General features: G+C 61.7%; 16 protein-coding genes. 5 read left to right on the top strand and 11 right to left on the bottom strand.

Annotation, left to right across the window (positions count from 1 at the left end):
• Positions 1 to 35 precede the first annotated feature (35 nt).
• Positions 36 to 872, bottom strand: a complete 837-nt coding sequence (locus tag GNZ13_RS38535; protein WP_172174883.1) for a carbon-nitrogen hydrolase family protein — start codon at positions 870 to 872, stop codon at positions 36 to 38.
• Positions 873 to 1,049: 177 nt separating this feature from the next.
• Between GNZ13_RS38535 and GNZ13_RS38530 the strand changes: the two genes are divergently transcribed.
• Positions 1,050 to 1,907, top strand: coding sequence for a helix-turn-helix transcriptional regulator (locus GNZ13_RS38530; RefSeq protein ID WP_172174880.1), 858 nt, complete (start codon positions 1,050 to 1,052; stop codon positions 1,905 to 1,907).
• 28 nt (positions 1,908 to 1,935) lie between these two features.
• On the opposite strand, the gene GNZ13_RS38525 is transcribed toward GNZ13_RS38530, so the two are convergent.
• The 4 genes from GNZ13_RS38525 to GNZ13_RS38510 form a co-directional block, all read right to left on the bottom strand.
• A complete protein-coding gene (locus tag GNZ13_RS38525; protein WP_172174877.1) occupies positions 1,936 to 2,670 on the bottom strand; it encodes a DUF899 domain-containing protein in 735 nt (244 codons plus the stop codon).
• A gap of 43 nt (positions 2,671 to 2,713) precedes the next feature.
• Positions 2,714 to 3,142 carry an SRPBCC family protein gene (locus GNZ13_RS38520; RefSeq protein ID WP_172174874.1) on the bottom strand — a complete coding sequence of 143 codons (429 nt, stop codon included), beginning with the start codon at positions 3,140 to 3,142 and terminating at the stop codon, positions 2,714 to 2,716.
• Positions 3,049 to 3,672, bottom strand: coding sequence for an ArsR/SmtB family transcription factor (locus GNZ13_RS38515; protein ID WP_236002378.1), 624 nt, complete (start codon positions 3,670 to 3,672; stop codon positions 3,049 to 3,051). Before GNZ13_RS38515 ends, GNZ13_RS38520 begins: the two co-directional genes overlap by 94 nt.
• Positions 3,673 to 3,758: 86 nt before the next feature.
• On the bottom strand, positions 3,759 to 5,141 hold the full coding sequence (locus GNZ13_RS38510; RefSeq protein WP_172174871.1) for an NCS2 family permease: 1,383 nt from the start codon (positions 5,139 to 5,141) through the stop codon (positions 3,759 to 3,761).
• A 545-nt stretch (positions 5,142 to 5,686) separates the two neighbouring features.
• Between GNZ13_RS38510 and GNZ13_RS38505 the strand changes: the two genes are divergently transcribed.
• Positions 5,687 to 6,643 carry a PRC-barrel domain-containing protein gene (locus tag GNZ13_RS38505; protein WP_172174868.1) on the top strand — a complete coding sequence of 319 codons (957 nt, stop codon included), beginning with the start codon at positions 5,687 to 5,689 and terminating at the stop codon, positions 6,641 to 6,643.
• A complete protein-coding gene (locus GNZ13_RS38500) occupies positions 6,640 to 7,893 on the top strand; it encodes an MFS transporter (RefSeq protein WP_172174865.1) in 1,254 nt (417 codons plus the stop codon). Before GNZ13_RS38505 ends, GNZ13_RS38500 begins: the two co-directional genes overlap by 4 nt.
• Before the next feature lie 1,097 nt (positions 7,894 to 8,990).
• Here the strand turns inward: GNZ13_RS38500 and GNZ13_RS38495 are convergent.
• Both GNZ13_RS38495 and GNZ13_RS38490 read right to left on the bottom strand, forming a co-directional pair.
• On the bottom strand, positions 8,991 to 10,346 hold the full coding sequence (locus GNZ13_RS38495) for an MFS transporter (RefSeq protein WP_172174862.1): 1,356 nt from the start codon (positions 10,344 to 10,346) through the stop codon (positions 8,991 to 8,993).
• A 162-nt stretch (positions 10,347 to 10,508) separates the two neighbouring features.
• Positions 10,509 to 11,681: a M20 aminoacylase family protein gene (locus GNZ13_RS38490; RefSeq protein ID WP_172174859.1), complete on the bottom strand. Its 1,173-nt coding sequence runs from the start codon at positions 11,679 to 11,681 to the stop codon at positions 10,509 to 10,511.
• Positions 11,682 to 11,799: 118 nt separating this feature from the next.
• Between GNZ13_RS38490 and GNZ13_RS38485 the strand changes: the two genes are divergently transcribed.
• The gene (locus tag GNZ13_RS38485) at positions 11,800 to 12,750 is read left to right on the top strand and encodes a LysR substrate-binding domain-containing protein (RefSeq protein ID WP_172174943.1); all 951 of its coding nucleotides are present in this window, start codon (positions 11,800 to 11,802) and stop codon (positions 12,748 to 12,750) included.
• A gap of 206 nt (positions 12,751 to 12,956) precedes the next feature.
• Here the strand turns inward: GNZ13_RS38485 and GNZ13_RS38480 are convergent, their stop codons facing one another.
• Positions 12,957 to 13,415, bottom strand: coding sequence for a hypothetical protein (locus GNZ13_RS38480; RefSeq protein ID WP_172174856.1), 459 nt, complete (start codon positions 13,413 to 13,415; stop codon positions 12,957 to 12,959).
• Between the two features lie 130 nt (positions 13,416 to 13,545).
• Positions 13,546 to 14,982 carry an aldehyde dehydrogenase family protein gene (locus GNZ13_RS38475; RefSeq protein ID WP_172174940.1) on the bottom strand — a complete coding sequence of 479 codons (1,437 nt, stop codon included), beginning with the start codon at positions 14,980 to 14,982 and terminating at the stop codon, positions 13,546 to 13,548.
• Between the two features lie 216 nt (positions 14,983 to 15,198).
• On the opposite strand from GNZ13_RS38475, the gene GNZ13_RS38470 reads away from it, so the two are divergent.
• Positions 15,199 to 15,570, top strand: a complete 372-nt coding sequence (locus GNZ13_RS38470) for a cupin domain-containing protein (protein ID WP_115782469.1) — start codon at positions 15,199 to 15,201, stop codon at positions 15,568 to 15,570.
• Positions 15,571 to 15,694: 124 nt separating this feature from the next.
• Here the strand turns inward: GNZ13_RS38470 and GNZ13_RS38465 are convergent, their stop codons facing one another.
• Both GNZ13_RS38465 and GNZ13_RS38460 read right to left on the bottom strand, forming a co-directional pair.
• Positions 15,695 to 17,086: an NAD(P)/FAD-dependent oxidoreductase gene (locus GNZ13_RS38465; RefSeq protein WP_172174853.1), complete on the bottom strand. Its 1,392-nt coding sequence runs from the start codon at positions 17,084 to 17,086 to the stop codon at positions 15,695 to 15,697.
• A 294-nt stretch (positions 17,087 to 17,380) separates the two neighbouring features.
• Positions 17,381 to 18,352: a LysR family transcriptional regulator gene (locus GNZ13_RS38460; protein ID WP_172174850.1), complete on the bottom strand. Its 972-nt coding sequence runs from the start codon at positions 18,350 to 18,352 to the stop codon at positions 17,381 to 17,383.
• Positions 18,353 to 18,457 lie beyond the last annotated feature (105 nt).

The raw sequence follows: 18,457 nt of genomic DNA, 5'->3' as shown, positions 1-18,457 counted from the left end.
GTGCGCTTATGCGCACCTGCACATAAGCGCGCGCCTTAACGCGCGCGGATCACACGCGCACGTTGCCCGTGCTCGCCGTCCAGCGTCGCGAGGTCGAGCGCAATGCGCGCGTCATGCAGATAGCGATAGTGTTCGCGCGCACCTTCGAGACGCGCCGGATCGAGCGTGGCGCGCAGGACCGTTTCTTCCTGCCCGGCGTCGCACACCACGTCGCCGAATGGATCGATCAACGCCGATTCGCCGGGGAACGTGAGGTTGTCGTCACCTGAACCGATGCGATTCACGAGCGCCGCGAACATCTGATTCTCCATGGCGCGCGCCACGATCGCCCGGCGATGCACCGGCCCGAACGGCTCCATATTGCCGTTCGTCACGATCAGCAGATCGGCGCCGAGCGAGGCGACCGCGCGCGCCGTTTCGGGAAACTCGATGTCGTAGCAGATCAGGATGCCAACGGTCAGGCCCTTGAAGCTGCATACTTCGTAACGGTCGCCCGGTTCGAATACGCCCACGTCCGACGCCCACAGATGCGTCTTGCGATAGCGCAGCGAGATCTCACCGCGCTCGTCGACCAGCACCGTGGTGTTGAAAAAGCGCTTGCCGTCACGCTCGGCGAGACCCACCGCCACGGCTACGCCTGCTTCGCGCGCCGCATGGCGGACTGCGGTCAGCGACGGCCCGTCGATCGGTTCGGCCACGTCGCCGATGGTGTCCCGCGTCGGAAAGCCCGACAGCGTGGTCTCCGGAAACACGATCAGATCGGTTCCGGCCGCGCGTTGGCCGATGGTTTGCAGCACGCGTTGCACATTTGCGCCGCCGACGCCCGTCGCGCCATCCACGATCGGGATCTGTGCCAGTTCGAGTTGAAGCATTCTGTCTCCTGTGTCGACCAGAGTTGGCGCTTTAGCGCCTACTCTGGTCCCATGCCGGTCTGCTTCGCGTTAAATAGCGACTATTGTCGGGCCGCCCGCGTTTCAGGTTGGGCCTATTATTACCAGACATATTTTTGTTCGTAATCACCCGGCTGGGTTACCCTCAACGGAGCAGGCATGGAACTCGAATGGCGCGATCTGGCCTTTCATCGCGAGATCGGCGCGGTTATCGAAGCACTCGACAGCGCGCAATTCTGGACTCGCCTCACGCGCGCGCTCGAACGCTATGTCGTGTTCGACAATTGGGTCGCCCTGCGCTTCACACCTGGCGCGGCGCCCCTCGTCTGCGCCGAATCGCCCACGCCGGACGGCACGGTGGATGCGATGTTTCAGGACTATCTCGCCGCGCTTTATCAACTCGACCCGTTTTATATCGCCGCGACCGAGAAGCCTGCATCTGGCTTCGTCACGCTTGCGGACGTCGCGCCCGACAACTTCTCGATGACCGACTACTACCAGCGGTACTTCCGGAAAAACATCGTCGGCGATGAGGTGCATTTCAACTACATGATCGACGCGCGGCATACGCTGGCGTTCTCGCTGGGCGCAACGCATCGCTATGGCGAGCGCGACCTGGCGGTGCTCGCGCTCTGCGCGCCATGGGTGATCGCGCTGCTGCGGCAGCGCTTGCCGTATGAGGCATTCGACGCTCCGGAGCCGGCCTCGAGCGAGGCGGTGACGCAAACAGCGACGGAAGCAGCGACAGAAGCAGGCGCCCCGACGGACGTGCCTACCTATGCCGCGCGCTTCGAGCAGGTGTCTGCGGCGGGCGGCCGCTCGCCACTCACCGCGCGCGAAGTAGAGGTGGCGATGCTGAGCTTGAGCGGATTTTCAACGCGCGCCATCGCGGAGAAACTGATGATCTCGTTCGAGACGGTGCGCGCGCACAAGAAGCACATCTATACGAAGCTCAACGTCAACTCGCAGTCGGAGTTGTTCGCGCTGTTTTATGAAGCGGGACGCAAAGGGGCATGACGTCCCGCTTATTGATTGCCGGCGCGCGTCACGAGCCGCACGCGGCGCAACCACTCGCCGTCTCTTCATAGCGATCGTGATGCTTGAGCCAATCGCCCATATTCTTCTTCTCGTCACGGCCTTTCGGCGTGACGTCGAAATGCGCGTACGCGCCGAGGAACTGCTCGCCGCCGCGTCCGTAGCTGGAATACGTGTGATAGACGTCGCCCGCTTCGTCCTTGTAGAACACGCTGTGACCGGGTAGCTCGTCGATGCCGACATCCTGCTCGGTGAAGTTGTAGAACGCCAGTTTGCTGGCGATCTCCTCCGGCGTGAACGACACGTGATAGTCGAAATTGAAATCGCTCTCATTCGACGACACCCACGGAAACTTCCAGCCCATGCGTTTCTTGAAAGCCTCGATCTTCGCGAGCGGCCCACGGGAGACCGCCACGTACGATACGTCGTGATGTTCAAGATGCGTCAGGATGCCGTCCATGTGATCCGACACGAACGAGCAGCCGAAGCAGCCCTCTTCCCAATCCGGGCCCAGCATGAAGTGATAGACGATCAATTGGTGACGGCCGCCGAACAGATCGGCGAGTGTCTTGTGGCCTTGCGGCGTATTGAATACATAGGTTTTGTCGACCTTCACCCACGGCAGTTCGCGGCGCTTGCGGGCGAGTTCATCGCCGGCGCGTGTGTACGCTTTCTCTTCGACTAGTAGCGCCTTGCTGGCGGCCAACCATTCTTCCCTGGTACCGATCCGGTGTTGCGGGTCCATATGCGTCTCCTTCTCTACGTCGTGCAGGTTCGATAGTGCACAGTCAGGCGAAGTAACGTTCCAGCGAATCGAGGCCGTCGCTCCAGCCGATTTGGTGGTGGTCGCGCGTTTCTTCGTCGACGAACTGTTCATGCGTGAGCGTCAGCAACGTACCGTTGCCGTCCGGGCGCAACAGTACCGTGACGAGCGACTCCTGCTCCGGACTCGAACGCCATGCCCATGTAAACACCAGTTTGGCGTCGGGCACCACCTCCAGATACTGACCACTGACCTCGAGTTCCCGGCCGTCCGCCTTGAGATACCTTATCAAATAGCGCCCGTCCACGCGCGCATCCAGTTCCGCCCGGGTCACCTCGGCATCGCCCGGATGCATCCACTTCATGAGTTGCGCCGCTTCCGTCCAGGCGCGGAAGACTTTGGCGGGCGCCGCGTTGATTCGGCGCTGGAGGGTAAGGCTGGGCTTGGTGGACATGGGGTTTCCTCTTCGACGAAAGCAGCAAGACGATCGAGTGATTCGGACCAGAAGCGCTGATAGCGGGTGAGCCATTCCATGGCTTCCTCCATGGGTCCGGCGGACAGGCGGCACGCCACCGTGCGCCCGGTTTTGCTGCGCGTGATGAGACCGGCCTCGGACAACACGTCGAGGTGTTTCATCACCGCGGGCAACGACATCGCAAACGGCTCGGCGAGTTCGCTGACCGACAGATCGCTCAGTTCGGACAGACGCGCGAGCAACGCACGCCGCGTCGGATCGGACAGCGCGGCAAAGGTGCGATCGAGTAGCATTTCGTTAAACTTAACCATGAGGTTAAGTATAGAAACACGCGTGGGGATGTCAAGGACAGGTGCGTGTTTTTCTCGAAGCGCGCAGGAGGAGGTGAAGGAAGCGGTGAAAGAAGCAGTGAAAGAAACGGCGAAGAAAGCGGCGAAGGGGACGCTGCAAAAAAGATACGCGGCGCGTCGCAAAAACCCTGCAACACGCCGCGTCAAGGTGGAGAACAACCGACTACACGTTCGAGCAAAGCGGCAGGAAAAGCCCGCCCCACTCTCGCGTTAAAGCAAATCGCGCAAACCGCAATGCAGCGAAATCAGATCGCCCAACCGCCAAGATAGAAGCCGACCAGCACGACAGCGATGACAACCGTGCCCACGTTCAGCTTGCGATACTCGCCGCTCACCACGCGGCCGATCACCAGCGTCGCGAAGCCGAGCATGATGCCCGTCACGATATTGGCGGTCAGCACAATGAACACGGCGCACATCAGGCCCGACATCGCGTCGACCATGTCGTCCATGTGCAGCTTGCTCACGTTCGAGAGCATCAGCAGACCCACATACATCAGCGCCGGGGCCGTTGCATACGAAGGCACGAGACTGGCCAACGGCGAGAAGAACATCACCACCAAGAACAGCAGACCGACCACCGCTGCAGCCATCCCCGTCTTCGCGCCGGCTGCAACGCCAACCGTCGATTCGATGTAGGCAGCCGCCGGTGCACCACCGAGCAGGCCCGAGAAAATCGAGCTCAGCGAATCCGCCGTCAGCGCACGGCCGCCGTTGATGATGCGGCCGTTTTCGTCGAGTTGACCGGCTTGTCCGGCAACGGCGCGAATCGTGCCGGTTGCGTCGAACACAGCGGTCATCACGAGAGCCAGCACGCTAGGCAAGACTGCCATCGACAGCGCGCCCTTGATGTCCATCGCGCCGATCAGCGAAGCATGGCCCGGCGCGCTCAGCGACGGCAGTGCGAACACGCCGTGGAACGCCACCGCCGGATCGATCAGGAGCGCAATCGCCGAGATCGCGACGATCACGATCAGGATCGAACCCGGCACGCGACGGCGCACCAGACCGAAGATCGCAGCCAGACCCGCCACCGACATGATCGCCGGCAACGCCGTGATATTGCCCAGCGACACCGGCAGACCGGCGCCCGGATTCTTGACAACCAGACCCACGTCATTCGCGGCGATCAGCAGCAGGAACAGGCCGATGCCGATACCTGTGCCGTGCGCGATGCCGGTCGGCAGATTGCGCAGAATCCACGAACGCACGCCGGTCACCGAGATCCCGGTGAAGACGAGACCCATCAGGAACACCGCGCCGAGCGCAACGTTCGGCTGCAGACCTTTGCCGAGCACGAGACCGAACGCGGTGAAGGCGGTCAGCGAAATCGCGCAGCCGATCGCGATCGGCAGACGCGCCCAGACACCCATCAGCAGCGAGCCGAAGGCGGTGGTCAGGCACACGGCGACGAACACCGCGCTGGTATCGAAGCCCGCTTTGCCGAACATGCCCGGCACGACGAACACGGAATAGACCATCGCGAGGAAGGTCGTGATGCCCGCGACAATTTCCGTACGCTGCGAACTGCCGCGTGAAGAGATTTCGAAGTAGCGGTCGAGAAAGCCCTTTCCGTCGAATGATTCGGCGCCGACTTCAGAAATCGGTTGGGCGTGGGGTTCCATCATGATGAGTGCCTCCTTTATCAGCGGGCTGAAACGGCCGGTTTTCTGGCCGCCATCAGGTTCGTCTCGTTGCGTTGATCTAATGTGGTGTGGCAAGGTTTGAACGTCGGCTTGCGATGCGTCCGGACAACCCGCATGCTCCGTTCTTCTTTTGCTGTCCCCAAATGTAGGCCAACACAAATATGTCTCCCATCGCATGAATGGCATGCTCGACATGTCGCGATGCTTATATCGTTTAAGGGACGGCAAACCATGGGGAGGCTCCGCGCGTTTACACCTACGGTTTGTCATGAAGTTGTGAAAGGGTTTTGAGGGTTTCGGCGTGCAAAAACAGGCATTCATCGCAGCCGGAAAGCGCGCAATGCGGCATGAACCGTGCGCGCGGAACACCTGTCAGAAAGCCTGCAAAACCGGGCCGCCCCGGCGCTGCGGGTTACACTCTGGCCCTTACCTGATTTAAAGCGCGACTTAATTGCGTGACTTAGTTGCGTGACTTAACTGCGGCGGTCCACAGCGCCCGTCCGCACCGGCCCATGGAGTCCTTCTTGATGAGCGGCAGTTTTTCGCGTCCTGCCTGGCGTCTTCTGATTCTTGCTGTGTTCGCGCTGTTCGCGCTGTCCGGTTGCAGCCTGCTGTGGGGCCCGCAGCAGGCGCCGATTGTCGACGCCACGATCATGCCCGTCGAGCCCGCGAGCGCCCCTGTGGCCGCCTCCGCACCGGAACCCGTCGAGACTGAAGCGGCCGAGCCCGAACAGCCGAAGAAGCCTAAAAAACCGGTCGTCAAGCCGCGCAAGGTCGAACCACCGCCGCCGGTCGCCACGCCCGCGCCGCCGCCGCCCGCCCCCCCGCCGCTGATCGTGCTGCGCACGATCGAGCGCAGCGAGGCGCGCGCCTTGCTCGATAGCGAAGTGCAGAAATCCGACGGCAAGGTGGTGGGCCGCGCGGTCAATATGATCGCGGATGCGAGCGGCAAGCCGCGCGAGATGGTGGTCAATCTGCAGGGCTTCCTCGGCGTGGGCGACCGCAAGGTCAATTTCCCGTGGAGCGCGTTCCGCTTCACGCCGACCGCGAAGACCGCGCCGATCGCGCTCAACGCGGCGGCCGCGCCGGCTCCCGCGGCGAAATCCGCTGCCGTGCAATTGCCGCTGATCGACGCCGATGTCGAGCGTTCGAACGGCGCCACGGTCGGCCGCGTGATCGACGTGCTGATCGACGCCAACGCGCAACCGCAGGCGGTCGTGCTCGACGTCAACGGCATGGTCAGCACCGAGAGGCGCACGATTGCCGCCAACTGGTCGGCGCTGCGTTTCGTCACGAAAGACAAGGAACTGCATCCGCTGATCGATTTGAGCGACGCGCAGATCAACGCGACGCCACCGTACGCCAGCGACAAGCCGATCCGTGCAGTGTCACCGGCCCCCGCTCCCGCACCTGCTCCCGCCGCCGCGGCTTCTGCTGCGCCGGCCACTGTCACTGCGGGTTCCAACGCACGGGCGGCCCGATGACAGGCCGCACTTTCGTAACCGCGCGCAGTCTGCGCGCACTCGATTGGCTGAATTTTTTCGTCGCCAACGTGCAGACGGGTTTCGGGCCGTTCATTGCGTCGTACCTTGCCTCGCACAAGTGGACCCAGGGCGAGATCGGCATGGCGCTGTCCGTCGGCACCATCAGTGCGATGGTGAGCCAGGTGCCGGGCGGCGCTGCCGTCGACGCGTTGCGCAACAAAAAAGGCGCTGCCGCCTGGGCGATCTTCGCGATCATTTTCAGCGCGGTGCTGCTGGCCGCGAGCCCGACGGTGCTGCCGGTGATTGTCGCGGAGGTGTTCCACGGCTTTGCCAGCTGCATGCTGACGCCCGCGTTGGCCGCGATCTCGTTTGCGCTGGTGGGGCGCGCGAATCTGGGCGACCGGTTGGGACGCAATGCGCGCTGGGCTTCGATCGGCAGCGCCGTCGCGGCCGGGCTGATGGGCGTATTCGGCGAATACTATTCGCCCCGCGCGGTGTTCTGGCTGACTGCGGCGCTTGCGGTGCCGGCGCTGATTGCGCTGACGATGATTCAGCGCACCGATACGATCGAGTTGCCGAAGGCCGGGCCGACACCGAAACAGATCGAACGACGCGAGAGTTTGCGCGAGTTGTTGCGTGACAAGCGGATGCTGCTGTTTGCGGCTTGTATCGTGCTGTTCCACTTGTCGAATGCGGCGATGCTGAATCTTGCCGCTGGCGAAGTGACGGCCGGCATGGGCGACAACGTGCAGCTCGTGATTGCCGCGTGCATCATCGTGCCGCAGGCGATTGTGGCGATGATGTCGCCATGGGTTGGGCGCTCTGCCGAGCGGTGGGGACGCAGGCCGATTTTGCTGCTTGGTTTTTCGGCGTTGCCGATACGGGCGTTGTTGTTTGCCGGGATCAGCAGCCCTTATTTGCTGGTGCCGGTGCAGATGCTGGACGGCCTGAGCGCGGCTGTGTTCGGTGTGATGCTGCCGTTGATTGCCGCCGATGTTGCTGGCGGGAAGGGGCGGTATAACCTTTGTATTGGGTTGTTTGGGTTGGCTGCTGGGATTGGGGCGACTTTGAGTACGACGGCTGCTGGGTTTGTGGCGGATCATTTTGGCAATGCTGTGAGCTTTTTTGGACTTGCCGCTGCGGGCGCGCTTGCTGTTTTGCTGGTTTGGGCGGCGATGCCCGAGACGCGGGATCCGGCTGCGGATGAGGAGGCTGCGCCTGTGGCTGATGGGGGGTCGGCGGTTAGATGAGCGGGGTTTTTGCCTGCGGCGGCGCTTTGTTTGTTTGCCTACGGCGTTGGGTTTTCCTTGATCTGTTTGCCTGCTCGGCGCTTGTTCGTCTGTTCGCCTATGGCGTTGGCCTTTCCTTGAATTGATATTGGTTTATTAGCGTTCGCCCCTGTGCGGGGCAGGCACTTACTTTCTTTGCCGCCGCAAAGAAAGATAAGCAAAGAAAGCGGCTCACATCGCTAATTCTTAAGCGGGTCCCCCGCGCAGTTCCGGTAGTGGTGCATCTGGAATCCGTGCCCTCGCACATTCGGCGTTAGCGACAAAGGACTCATCAGCTCCCACTCCGCACTGCGTGCGTCGCGGATGGGTGTGCATGGGAAACCAGGGGCTTCGGTTGCGTGTGGCGGGAGCCATCGGCTTCGCCTCGGCACGGACCGATCTGCAGGGGAAACCGAGGGCTTCCGTCGAGGTCCGTGGGAGCCATCGACCCCGCCTCGGCGAAGCGCCGAATGTGCAGCTACCGCAGCGTTCTGGAAGTATCGTTGCTCCACGCTGCCTTACCAGCAAGTCGTATCAGCCTGCATAGCTAAAAGTTCGCACTTCGAATAAATAATCGAAGCGCAGAGGCAATAGTGGCAATAGTGGCAATAGAGGCGGTAGAAGCGGTAGAAGCGGTAGAAGCGGTAGAAGCGGTAGAAGCGGCAAACACGATACGGGCCGGGCCGCCGCGCCGAATGAGGCGTGGGCGCGAAAACGCAGCGGGCGGGTTTAAGAAATGCTCTTCGGCGCGCGCAGCGCCGCCGGAAGAATGACGCCCTTGTCACCAACGCCGAATGTGCGAGGGCACAGATTCCAGATGCTCCACTACCGCGACTGTGCGGGGGACCCGCTTAAGAATTAGCGGTTGGAGCCGCTTTCTCTTGCTTACTTCTCTTTGCGGCGGCAAAGAGAAGTAAGTGCCCGCCCCGCACAGGGGCGACGCTAATAGACCAATATCAATTCAAGGAAAGGCCAAAACCGCAAGCGCACAGAAAAACGCACGGAGTAGGCTAACAAATCAAGGAAAGGCCAACACCGCAGGCAAACAGCCAAAGCGCCGCGAAGGCAAAAAAAAACCTTCAATCTATAGCCTTCCCAGCAGTCTCCCGCATAAACGGCAACGGCAACAACGACACAACCCCACACCCAATCAAATACCAGGCAGGAGCCAAATTACTCCCAGAAACCTGAATCAACCACGTAGCAAAAAACTGCGCAAACCCACCAAAAATAGAAACCCCTAAACAATAAACAACCGACATCCCGGTAGCACGAATCGCGCGCGGAAACATCTCGGGCAGCATGACGATATTGGGCACGGCCGTAAAAGCAACAAACACAGCCAGCACAGCAACAACAGACAACAAAACAGGCACCGTAGGCGAAGCATTAATAATCATAAAAGCCGGATACACGGCAAAAATCAGCAACACCCGCGAAATCCACAAAACACGTTTACGCCCCACGCGATCGGACAACGCGCCCGCAAAGGGCGAACAAATCACCGTCACAATCGCCGCGGTCCACGCGGCCCACAGCGCCGATGACATCGGCAAATGCAAAATCCGAATCGCGTAGGTAGACAGATAAAACAGCACGATGTAGTTCGCCGCCGTGCCGCCAATCGTCGTCAACACACCCGTCGTAATCACACGCGAATGCTCGCGAAACAGCTTGCGAACCGGCTGTGCATCAGGCGCCTGCGCCGCCGAAACAGTACCGTCTTCCACCCCCGGCAACGTTTCGTCCAGATGCCGCCGGATGTAAATACCAATCGGCCCCATCGCCATGCCGATCACAAACGGCACACGCCAGCCCCAGCTCTCCAGCGCGGCAGTGGACAGCGCCGCCGCCAGCGCAACACCCAGCAGCGAGCCACATACGGTGTTCAACCCCTGACTCACGAATTGCCAGCTTCCGTAGAATCCACGCGTCTTGTCGCTGCCATATTCAAGCAGCAACGAGGTCGATGCGCCGACCTCGCCGCCCAGCGCGAACCCCTGAATCAAGCGCGCAAGGATCACCAGCATTGGCGCAGCGACGCCGATCGCCGCGTACGTCGGCGCGAACGCAATGATCGCCGAGCCGAGCGTCATCAGCCACAGCGTGAGACTCATCGCGGCCTTGCGTCCGGCGCGATCTGCATACGCGCCTAGAACAATCCCGCCCACCGGCCGCATGATGAAGCCCACGCCGAAGGTGCCGGCCGCCAGCATCAATTGCGCAAGCTGCCCTTCCACCGGGAAATACAGCTTGCCGATGATCGTCGCGAAGAAGCTATAAATCGTGAAATCGAAAAACTCGAGGCCGTTGCCGAGCGTGATCGCAGCAATCGCTTTGGCGTGGCTCGTGCGTTTGGCGGGCGGCAGGGCCGACGCGTCAGCGAGATTCAACGCGTCGGTGCCTGCGGGTTGCGGTGTAGCGGAATAATCCATCTGTGTCTCCATGGTGTCCCATGCCGATGCGTGGCTCTGCGGCCTTGTGCGCCTAAAAGCAATGGACGGTCTGACTTGCCCCAACACGGCCTTGACGGCCCCGCTGGCCTTTGTGACCTTCGGAGCCTTGCACGGCTTCAGTCCAACTCGATGCCACCTGCCTCAGACAAGGAACGTCTGCGCGAGCCGCACCCAGTAGGCCGCGCCGGTAGCGAGGCAGTCGTCGTTGAAGTCGTAGCCCGGGTTGTGGACCATGCAACCGCCCTCGCCGTCGCCATTGCCGATAATCAGGTAGCTGCCCGGGCAACGTTCCAGCAGGAACGCGAAGTCTTCACTGCCGGTCAGCGGTTGCATGTCGGCGATCAAACCGTCTTCGCCGAGCCAGTCGAGTGCGACTTGCCGTGCAAGACCGGTCATCTGTACATCGTTGACCAGCACCGGATAGCGCCGCTGATAGTCCACATGCGCCCGCGCGCCGAACACCGCCGCCTGCCCGCAGGCGACCGCCGTGATGCGCTCTTGCAAATAGTTGCGAACCTCGGGCCTCAGCGCGCGCACGGACAGGCGCATCTCCGCGGTTTCAGGAATCACGTTCGGCGCTTCGCCGGCGTGAATCGCGCCGACCGTGATGATCGCCATGTCGAGCGGTGCAATGTTGCGCGACACAATCGACTGCAATGCCAGCACGATCTGCGCGCACACCACCACCGGATCGACCGCCTTGTGCGGCATCGCGCCATGACCGCCGCGGCCGGTCACCTTGATGATCACCGTATCCGACGAAGCCATGAACGAGCCCGGCAGGAAGCCGAACTTGCCCGTCGGAAAACCCGGCATGTTGTGCATCGCGAAGACCGCGTCGCACGGGAATTTGTCGAACAGGCCGTCTTCCAGCATTTTCTTCGCACCGGCCTGGCCTTCTTCGGCAGGTTGGAAAATCAGATTGAGCGTGCCGTCAAAGCACTTTTCCTGCGCGAGGTGTTTGGCCGCGGCCAGCAGGATCGCGGTGTGGCCGTCGTGGCCGCATGCGTGCATCTTGCCGGGCACCGTGCTCGCATACGGCAGGCCGGTGGTTTCGTGAATCGGCAGCGCGTCCATGTCGGCACGCAGGCCGAGTTTGCGCGCGCCACTGCCTACTTTCAGTTGCCCTACAACACCGGTTTGACCCAGCCCGCGGTGCACGGTGTAGCCCCACTCCTGCAAGCGCTCGGCGACCAGGTCGCCGGTGGCGAACTCTTCATAAGCCAGTTCGGGCTGCGCGTGGATGCGACGGCGCAGCGCGATCATTTCGTCTTCGAGTTCGGCGATGCCCGCCGGGATGGCCATGGTGTTCACGATGTCGTCTCCGTCTATGAAAGCGTGGACCCAGCATAACGACGCCGATTTTCCAGCGGCAGGCGTAGAATCGTTGCGGCAGCAACCCGTGGTTGCCACCCTTCTACGGGTTTTCCAGATGAAACTGCATCAACTCAGCACCTTAGCGGCCATTGCGGATACCGGCAGTATCCGGGCCGCTGCCCGTTCGCTTGACCTTTCGCCGGCCGCCGTGACCAAGGCCATGCGAGAACTTGAGGCCGATCTGCACGCGCCGTTGCTGGTGCGCAGCGCGAGCGGCGTCGCGTTCACGGAGTTCGGCCGCGCGCTGGTCGTGCATGCCCGGTTGGTGCTCGGCCAGTTGCAACGCGCGGAAGCGGAGATCGAGGCAATGCGCGGCGCGGCGGCCGGCAAGCTGTCGATCGGTGTCACGCCGTGGGTGGCGCTGACTTTTCTGCCGCCCACGGTGCAGCGGTTCCGGCAGCGCATGCCGGAAGTCCAACTGGAATTCTTCGAGGGCCTGTTGGCGGTCGTGCAACCGCGCTTGCGCGACGGCAGCCTCGATTTTTCGATTGGCCGTCCGCCGCCCGCGTCGCCGCAATCGGAGTTTCACAACGTACCGCTCTTTTCGACCCATTCGGCCGTGGTCGCGCGCCGCGATCATCCGAAGGCGGGTTGCCGCACGCTGCTCGAACTGGAAGACGCTGAATGGGTATTGAACTGGGACCCCGCAAGCCGCGAGTCGATCTCGGACAACGTATTCCGCAAGCGCGGCATGAGCGTGCCCCACACGATCCACCTGGCGCATTCGCTCGCGGTCGTGCTCGGCCTGCTCGCGCAGACGGACATGCTCAGCATTTTTCCGTGGCCGCTCGTCGAGGTGACCATCGCGAAGGAGAATCTGTGGGCGCTGCCCTTGCGCGAAACGGTGGATGAAACCATCGTCAGCATCACGTCGCGGCGCGGCGCGCCGACCAGTCCGGCGGCCGAGTGTTTTCTCGATTGTTTGCGCGAAGTGATCGACGAAGGCGCGCGCTCGCAAGACCCCGACCTGCGCCGCCTGTTTCATTCAATCGAACTGCTGCTGTAGTGGCGTGACCGAATGGCGTGGTTGAGCGGCATCACAGGCCCACGTCACTTCATCGTATTCAAACTGGCGAGGTACGGTCACTTGCAGCTCAGTCATCCGGACGGGCGCGCGGCGCTGCAAGCCGAATCGCAGACACGCCCGCCATGCTTCAAATGCGCAGCGGCACGTCACCCTGCGGCTCGCACATCGGCCTGAATGTTTGTCCGTTACTGGCTGGATAGATGCTGGCGCAGAAACGGCACGAAGCCGTTTTGCGTCGGACCGATTTGCTTGACGCAATCATCGTAGTCAGCGCCCATCGCGCGATCCTGGCCATACATGCCACGGCACTGCGCATACAGTGTGATCGTCGCCCCACTGCCCTTGGCCACGCGTGTGGCCGAATAGACCGCGCGCCCCGAGCGGCTCGGAACGTCGGTTTCGATCGCTACCGCGTCCGCGCGAACGATCGATGTGGAAGAGTGCGTCGCCACGTAGTCCTTCGTGAGCGACCAGGCCCTGTCACACTGAGTTTGATCCGAGCACGTAATGGCAGCGTTACGCTGCGCGGCATCGAGCAGGCTCTCGGAGCGGGTGAAGTCACGCGCCTGCGCCTCCTGCTTTTCGGCGGACATGCAGCCGCTCAGGGCAAGCGCGGCAAGCGCAATAGCGATAGTTGTTTTCACAGGTTGAAGATCCGATGGCGAATTCCGCTGAGGATTATAGACGCCCTCAACAGGGGCTCGAAGGTTCGGAATGGCCATGGGAAAGTGGCCGGCGCGGTGATGTCCCTCACCGACCGGCCGTCACGCACCCTCAATCCGCGTAGCCGACCACGCCCTTGATCTCCAGAAAGTCCTCGAGACCGAACTCGCCGTACTCGCGGCCATTGCCCGATTGCTTGAAGCCGCCGAACGGCGCATCGGGGCTGTAGTCCGCGTAGTTCAGATAGATCGTGCCGGTACGCAGGCGTTTCGCCACGGCATGCGCGTGCTCGATCGACGCGGATTGCACGTAGCCCGCGAGACCGTAGAGACTGTCGTTGGCCATCGCGATTGCCTGGTCTTCGGAGTCGTAGCCGAGAATCGACAGCACCGGTCCGAAAATCTCTTCGCGCCCGATCGTCATGTTCGGCGTGACATTGCCGAATACGGTCGGGCGTACAAAGTAGCCATCCTTCAAGCCTTCGGGACGGCCCGGACCACCGGCCACCAGCGTCGCGCCCTCGTCGATGCCCACGCCGATCAGCCGCTGGATCTTGTCGAACTGCTGCTCGCTGATGACAGGTCCAAGATCGATACCCTTCGCATCCGCGGGGCCGACGACCAGTGCTTCAGCCGCTTCCTTCGCGTACGCCAAAGCCTCGGCGAGGCGTGCGCGCGGCACGAACATGCGGGTGGGCGCATCGCACGATTGGCCGCTGTTGTCGAAGCACGCACGTGCACCGCGCATCACAGCGTGCTTCAGATCGGCATCTTCAAGAATCAGGTTGGCCGATTTGCCGCCCAGTTCCTGATGCACGCGCTTGACCGTATCCGCCGCGGCCTTCGCGACCTGCACGCCCGCGCGCGTCGAACCGGTGAACGACATCATGTCGATGTCCGGATGACGCGACATCGCCTCGCCCACCGTTGCGCCTTCGCCGTTCACAAGGTTGAACACGCCGGCCGGCACACCCGCTTCGTCGAGGATCTCGGCGAAGATGATGCCGGAGAGCGGCGCCAGCTCCGAGGGCTTGAGCACCATCGTGCAGCCGGCCGCAAGCGCGGGCACGACCTTGGTGGCGATCTGCAAGGCCGGCCAGTTCCACGGCGTGATCAGCCCGCACACGCCTACTGCTTCCTTGCGGATCAGAATGCTGCTCTTCACGTACTCGAATTCGAACGTGTCGAGCGTGCGGATCATCGTCTCCAGATGCGCGACGCCGGTCCACGCCTGCGCGTCGTTCGCATATTGCAGCGGTGCGCCCATCTCACGGCTGATCGCATGCACCATGTCGTCGTAGCGCTTACGGTAGACGTCGAGGACCGCTTGCAGCAGATCGATTCGCTGCGCGATCGTCGTCTCGCTGTAGGCGGGAAAGGCACGCTTCGCAGCGGCCACGGCGCGGTCGACATCGGCCGCGCTGCCGAGCGAAATCTGCGCGAACGCAGTGGCCGTGGACGGATCGATTACGTCGAGCGTGGCCGCGCTGGCCGCGTTTTGCGGATCGACCCATTGGCCGTCGATATAAAACTGCCTGGCATGTTGCAGTTGCATGGCTTAGTCCTCTACATGAATTGTGTTAGGTCAGACAGTGGGCCGCGAATCGCGCCCGTAGCGGTATCGAAGGCCTTACATCGACGCCGCTCAATCTGAATGTCTTCAAATCGAAATTCATCGCTACGCTGCTTTGGCTCAGACTCCGGTTCTGCTTCGATTTCGTCATCGAATCCATCGTCATTGAATCACATCAACCTGGAGAGACACATGAGCACCATCACTTTTACCCGCATCGACGCTAAAGGTCCCGGCGCTTCCGGCCTGAACCCGGCACTGCACGATCCCGCCGACGTCATTCTGGAAGGCGCCAAGGCACCCCACGCCCTCAACGCCTTCTCCGATGCAACCAACATGCTGTCCGCCGGCGTATGGCAATGCGATGCGGGCACGCTGAAGCTGGCCGACCTGCCGATCCACGAAGTCTGCGTGCTGATCGAAGGCGAAGTCGTCATCACCAGCGACGACGGCCGCAGCGAACGCTATGCCGCCGGCGACGCCTTCATTCTGCACAAGGGCTTCTCGGGCACGTGGCACATGCCGGTGGCGACCAAGAAGTACAGCATCGTGTACTGCGGTTGATTCACACTGCGTCGCAGCGTCGCTTCAACAAGAACCGCACCCGTTAAGGTGCGGTTTTTTTATTCTGGCGGCAATGAGTAAAAAACCGCCAGGTACATAGACAACCTCGCGACACCCTCCGCCACTACATCGGGAAACCCAGCGCCTTGATCGAATTGATCCAGAGACGCCGCCAGCCGCCGCGATCGTCGGCGCCGTCGAATGCGTTGAAGGTGATCTTCGCGGCGATCCAGCGCACAGGTTCCGGCGGAATGTACGACGGCCCTTTGCGCGAAATATCCAGCGACGTAATCAGCGTATCGCGATTCCACAGCATATCGAGGCCCATCTTCGCACCGAAGCGGCTGCCCGCCACGCCAAAACCCGTATAGCCCGCGACGAACACGCACTTGCCGCCGTGATAGCGGCGCGCGAACACCGCGCCGCGTGAGCAGTAGTCGATCGGGCCGCCCCATGCATGGGTAAAGCGCACGTCGTCCAGTTGCGGGAAGGTGCGATAGAACGCTTCGGCGAGCTTGTAATAGGTGCTCTCGTCACGATCCGCTGCCGGATTCGGATCGCCGCCGAAGTGATAGCTCACACGGCCGCCGAAGATGATCCGGTTATCTTTGGTGAGACGGAAATAATTCAGTTGCGTACGCGTGTCGTAAATGCCCTGACGATTGTTCCAGCCAACGCGCGCCATCTGCTCGTCGCTCAAAGGCGCGGTCGCGATAATGTGATCGCGCACCTGCATCACGCGGCGCTTGATGTCGGTCACGCCCACATCCGCCGTGCCGGTGCCGAGCAGCACGCGTGGCGTTTCGATGCGGCCCGCCTGCGTATGCACGATCATCGTCGCGCCGAGATCTTCCATGCGCGTGATCGGCGAGTGTTCGTGCAAACGCACACCGAGTTTCAGCGCAGCCGCTTTCAAGCCCCACGCGAGCTTCGCCGGATGAATCGTGCCGCTGCGATTGCGCGACCACATCGCGCCCGCGAACAACGGCGAATCGAGTTGTTCGCGTGCGCCTTTGCTGTCGAGCAACACAACGTCGTGTCCGTGGGACACGTGCAGCTCGTAATCGCCTTTCAGATGATCGAGGTGCCCCGGATCGACCGCGACCGTCATCTCGCCATTCCATTCGACGTCCGCTTCAATGCCGTAACGCGTCAACGATTCCTTGAAGCCATCGAGATTCTCCTGGCCCAGCTTCTCCAGCACGTCGAGGTCTTGCGGAAAGACCCGCGTCGCATTCGGCAGACCATGCATCACCGACGTGGAAATGATTCCACCCGGACGCCCCGACGCACCATAGGCCACCTTCCCCGCTTCGACCAGCACGACGTCGAGCGACGGGTCCGCTTCTTTCGCCTGAATCGCGGCCCATAAACCGGTAAAGCCACCGCCGACCACCACCAGATCCGCGGAAGTCGGCCCGATCAATTCCCGTTCGACAGCCGGTGCGCGCGGATTGTCCAGCCAGAACGGAAACAGCTTTACACCTTCAAACGCGCGCTTTACTGACTCGCTCATTTTGTTTGCCTACTCAACTTGAATACCGTTGCATTTACCGCGTGACTGATGGTCAATCGCAATGGCTCGCCACGGAGATGCGGCGTCCGCTTTTTTTGAGATGTCTGGACGTCACTGTAAAGACAATCGGCGCGGGCAAAAATATCGTCCGCCCAACCTTTACTTCGATCTCGGGCGATGTAACCTGAAATGCCCGTCCCATAAGGCTTCGCGGATGCATCCAAAGGCCACATAGGGACTTCCCTCTGGCCTGCTAAAGCGCAAACGTCGAAGCGAATAGCGAGAATCCTCGCCTCAGACCGGACTTGCCTCACGCGCCTGACGGCGCCGCTTCGCCGCGGCGACGGTCGGCAGCGGCACCGGCACCGCGCCGGACATGCCGTGCTCGATCAGAAAATCGCGGAACAAGCTGGCGACATGCGGCAGGCGTTTATCGGACACATGCATCACGTACCAATCGCGCTCGATCGGATTGGCAGGCAACGGCAGCAATGCCAGCAAGCCGGCCTGAAATTCCAGCGAGCACGCATGCAGCGACAGAAACGCGACGCCCAAACCCGCCTCGACCAGTTGCTTGATCGCCTCGTTGCTCGAGAGTTCGGAGCCGATATGCAGCTTGTGGCCGGCGAGTCGAAACAGATTCTCGACGGTTGAGCGTGTGCCCGAACCCCGCTCCCGAACGAACAGATTCGCGGTTTGCAGATCGTCCAAGGACAGGCGCTTTTTCTTCATCAGCGCATGGGCGGGCGAGGCAACGAACGCCATGGGATGCTTCGCGAAGGCGGTCGCCACCGTGCGCAATTCGCGCGGCGCGCTGCCCATTACCGCAAGATCGATCTCGTGCGTGGCCAGCATGCGGATGATGTCGGCGCGATTGCCGACCTTGAGCTGTACCTTCACTTGCGGACGCAACTCGGTGAAGCGCACCAGAAAAGGCGGGATCAGATATTCAGCGGTCGTGATCGCGCCGATGCGCAGCGTGCCGCCCTGCTCGCCATGCAACGCGGCGAGATCGTCCGCCGCACCGTTCCATAGATCGAGGATTTCCAGCGCATAGCGTGCGAGGATCTCGCCCGCTGCGGTCAACTGCACGCCACGGCCCACCCGCTGCAACAGCGGCGCCCCCGCAGCCTCTTCGAGCAGACGCACCTGGAGCGATACCGCCGGTTGGGTGAGCTTCAATTCTTCAGCCGCGCGCGACACGCTGCCGAGCTTCGCGACCGTATGCAAGGCTTTCAATTGACGGAACGTGGCGGCTTTTAACATAAGTGAAAACCTATATGTTCTGCAGAAACATTAAATTGTGCTGCGGTTTTAGCCGATTCTATACTGACCCTGACAGATGAGGCCGATGAATTCCGGGTATAGCCC

The sequence above is a fragment of the Paraburkholderia elongata genome (assembly GCF_013177735.1).
GTDB classification, from domain to species: Bacteria; Pseudomonadota; Gammaproteobacteria; order Burkholderiales; family Burkholderiaceae; genus Paraburkholderia; species Paraburkholderia elongata.
This window is presented reverse-complemented; position numbering and strand designations above follow the sequence as displayed.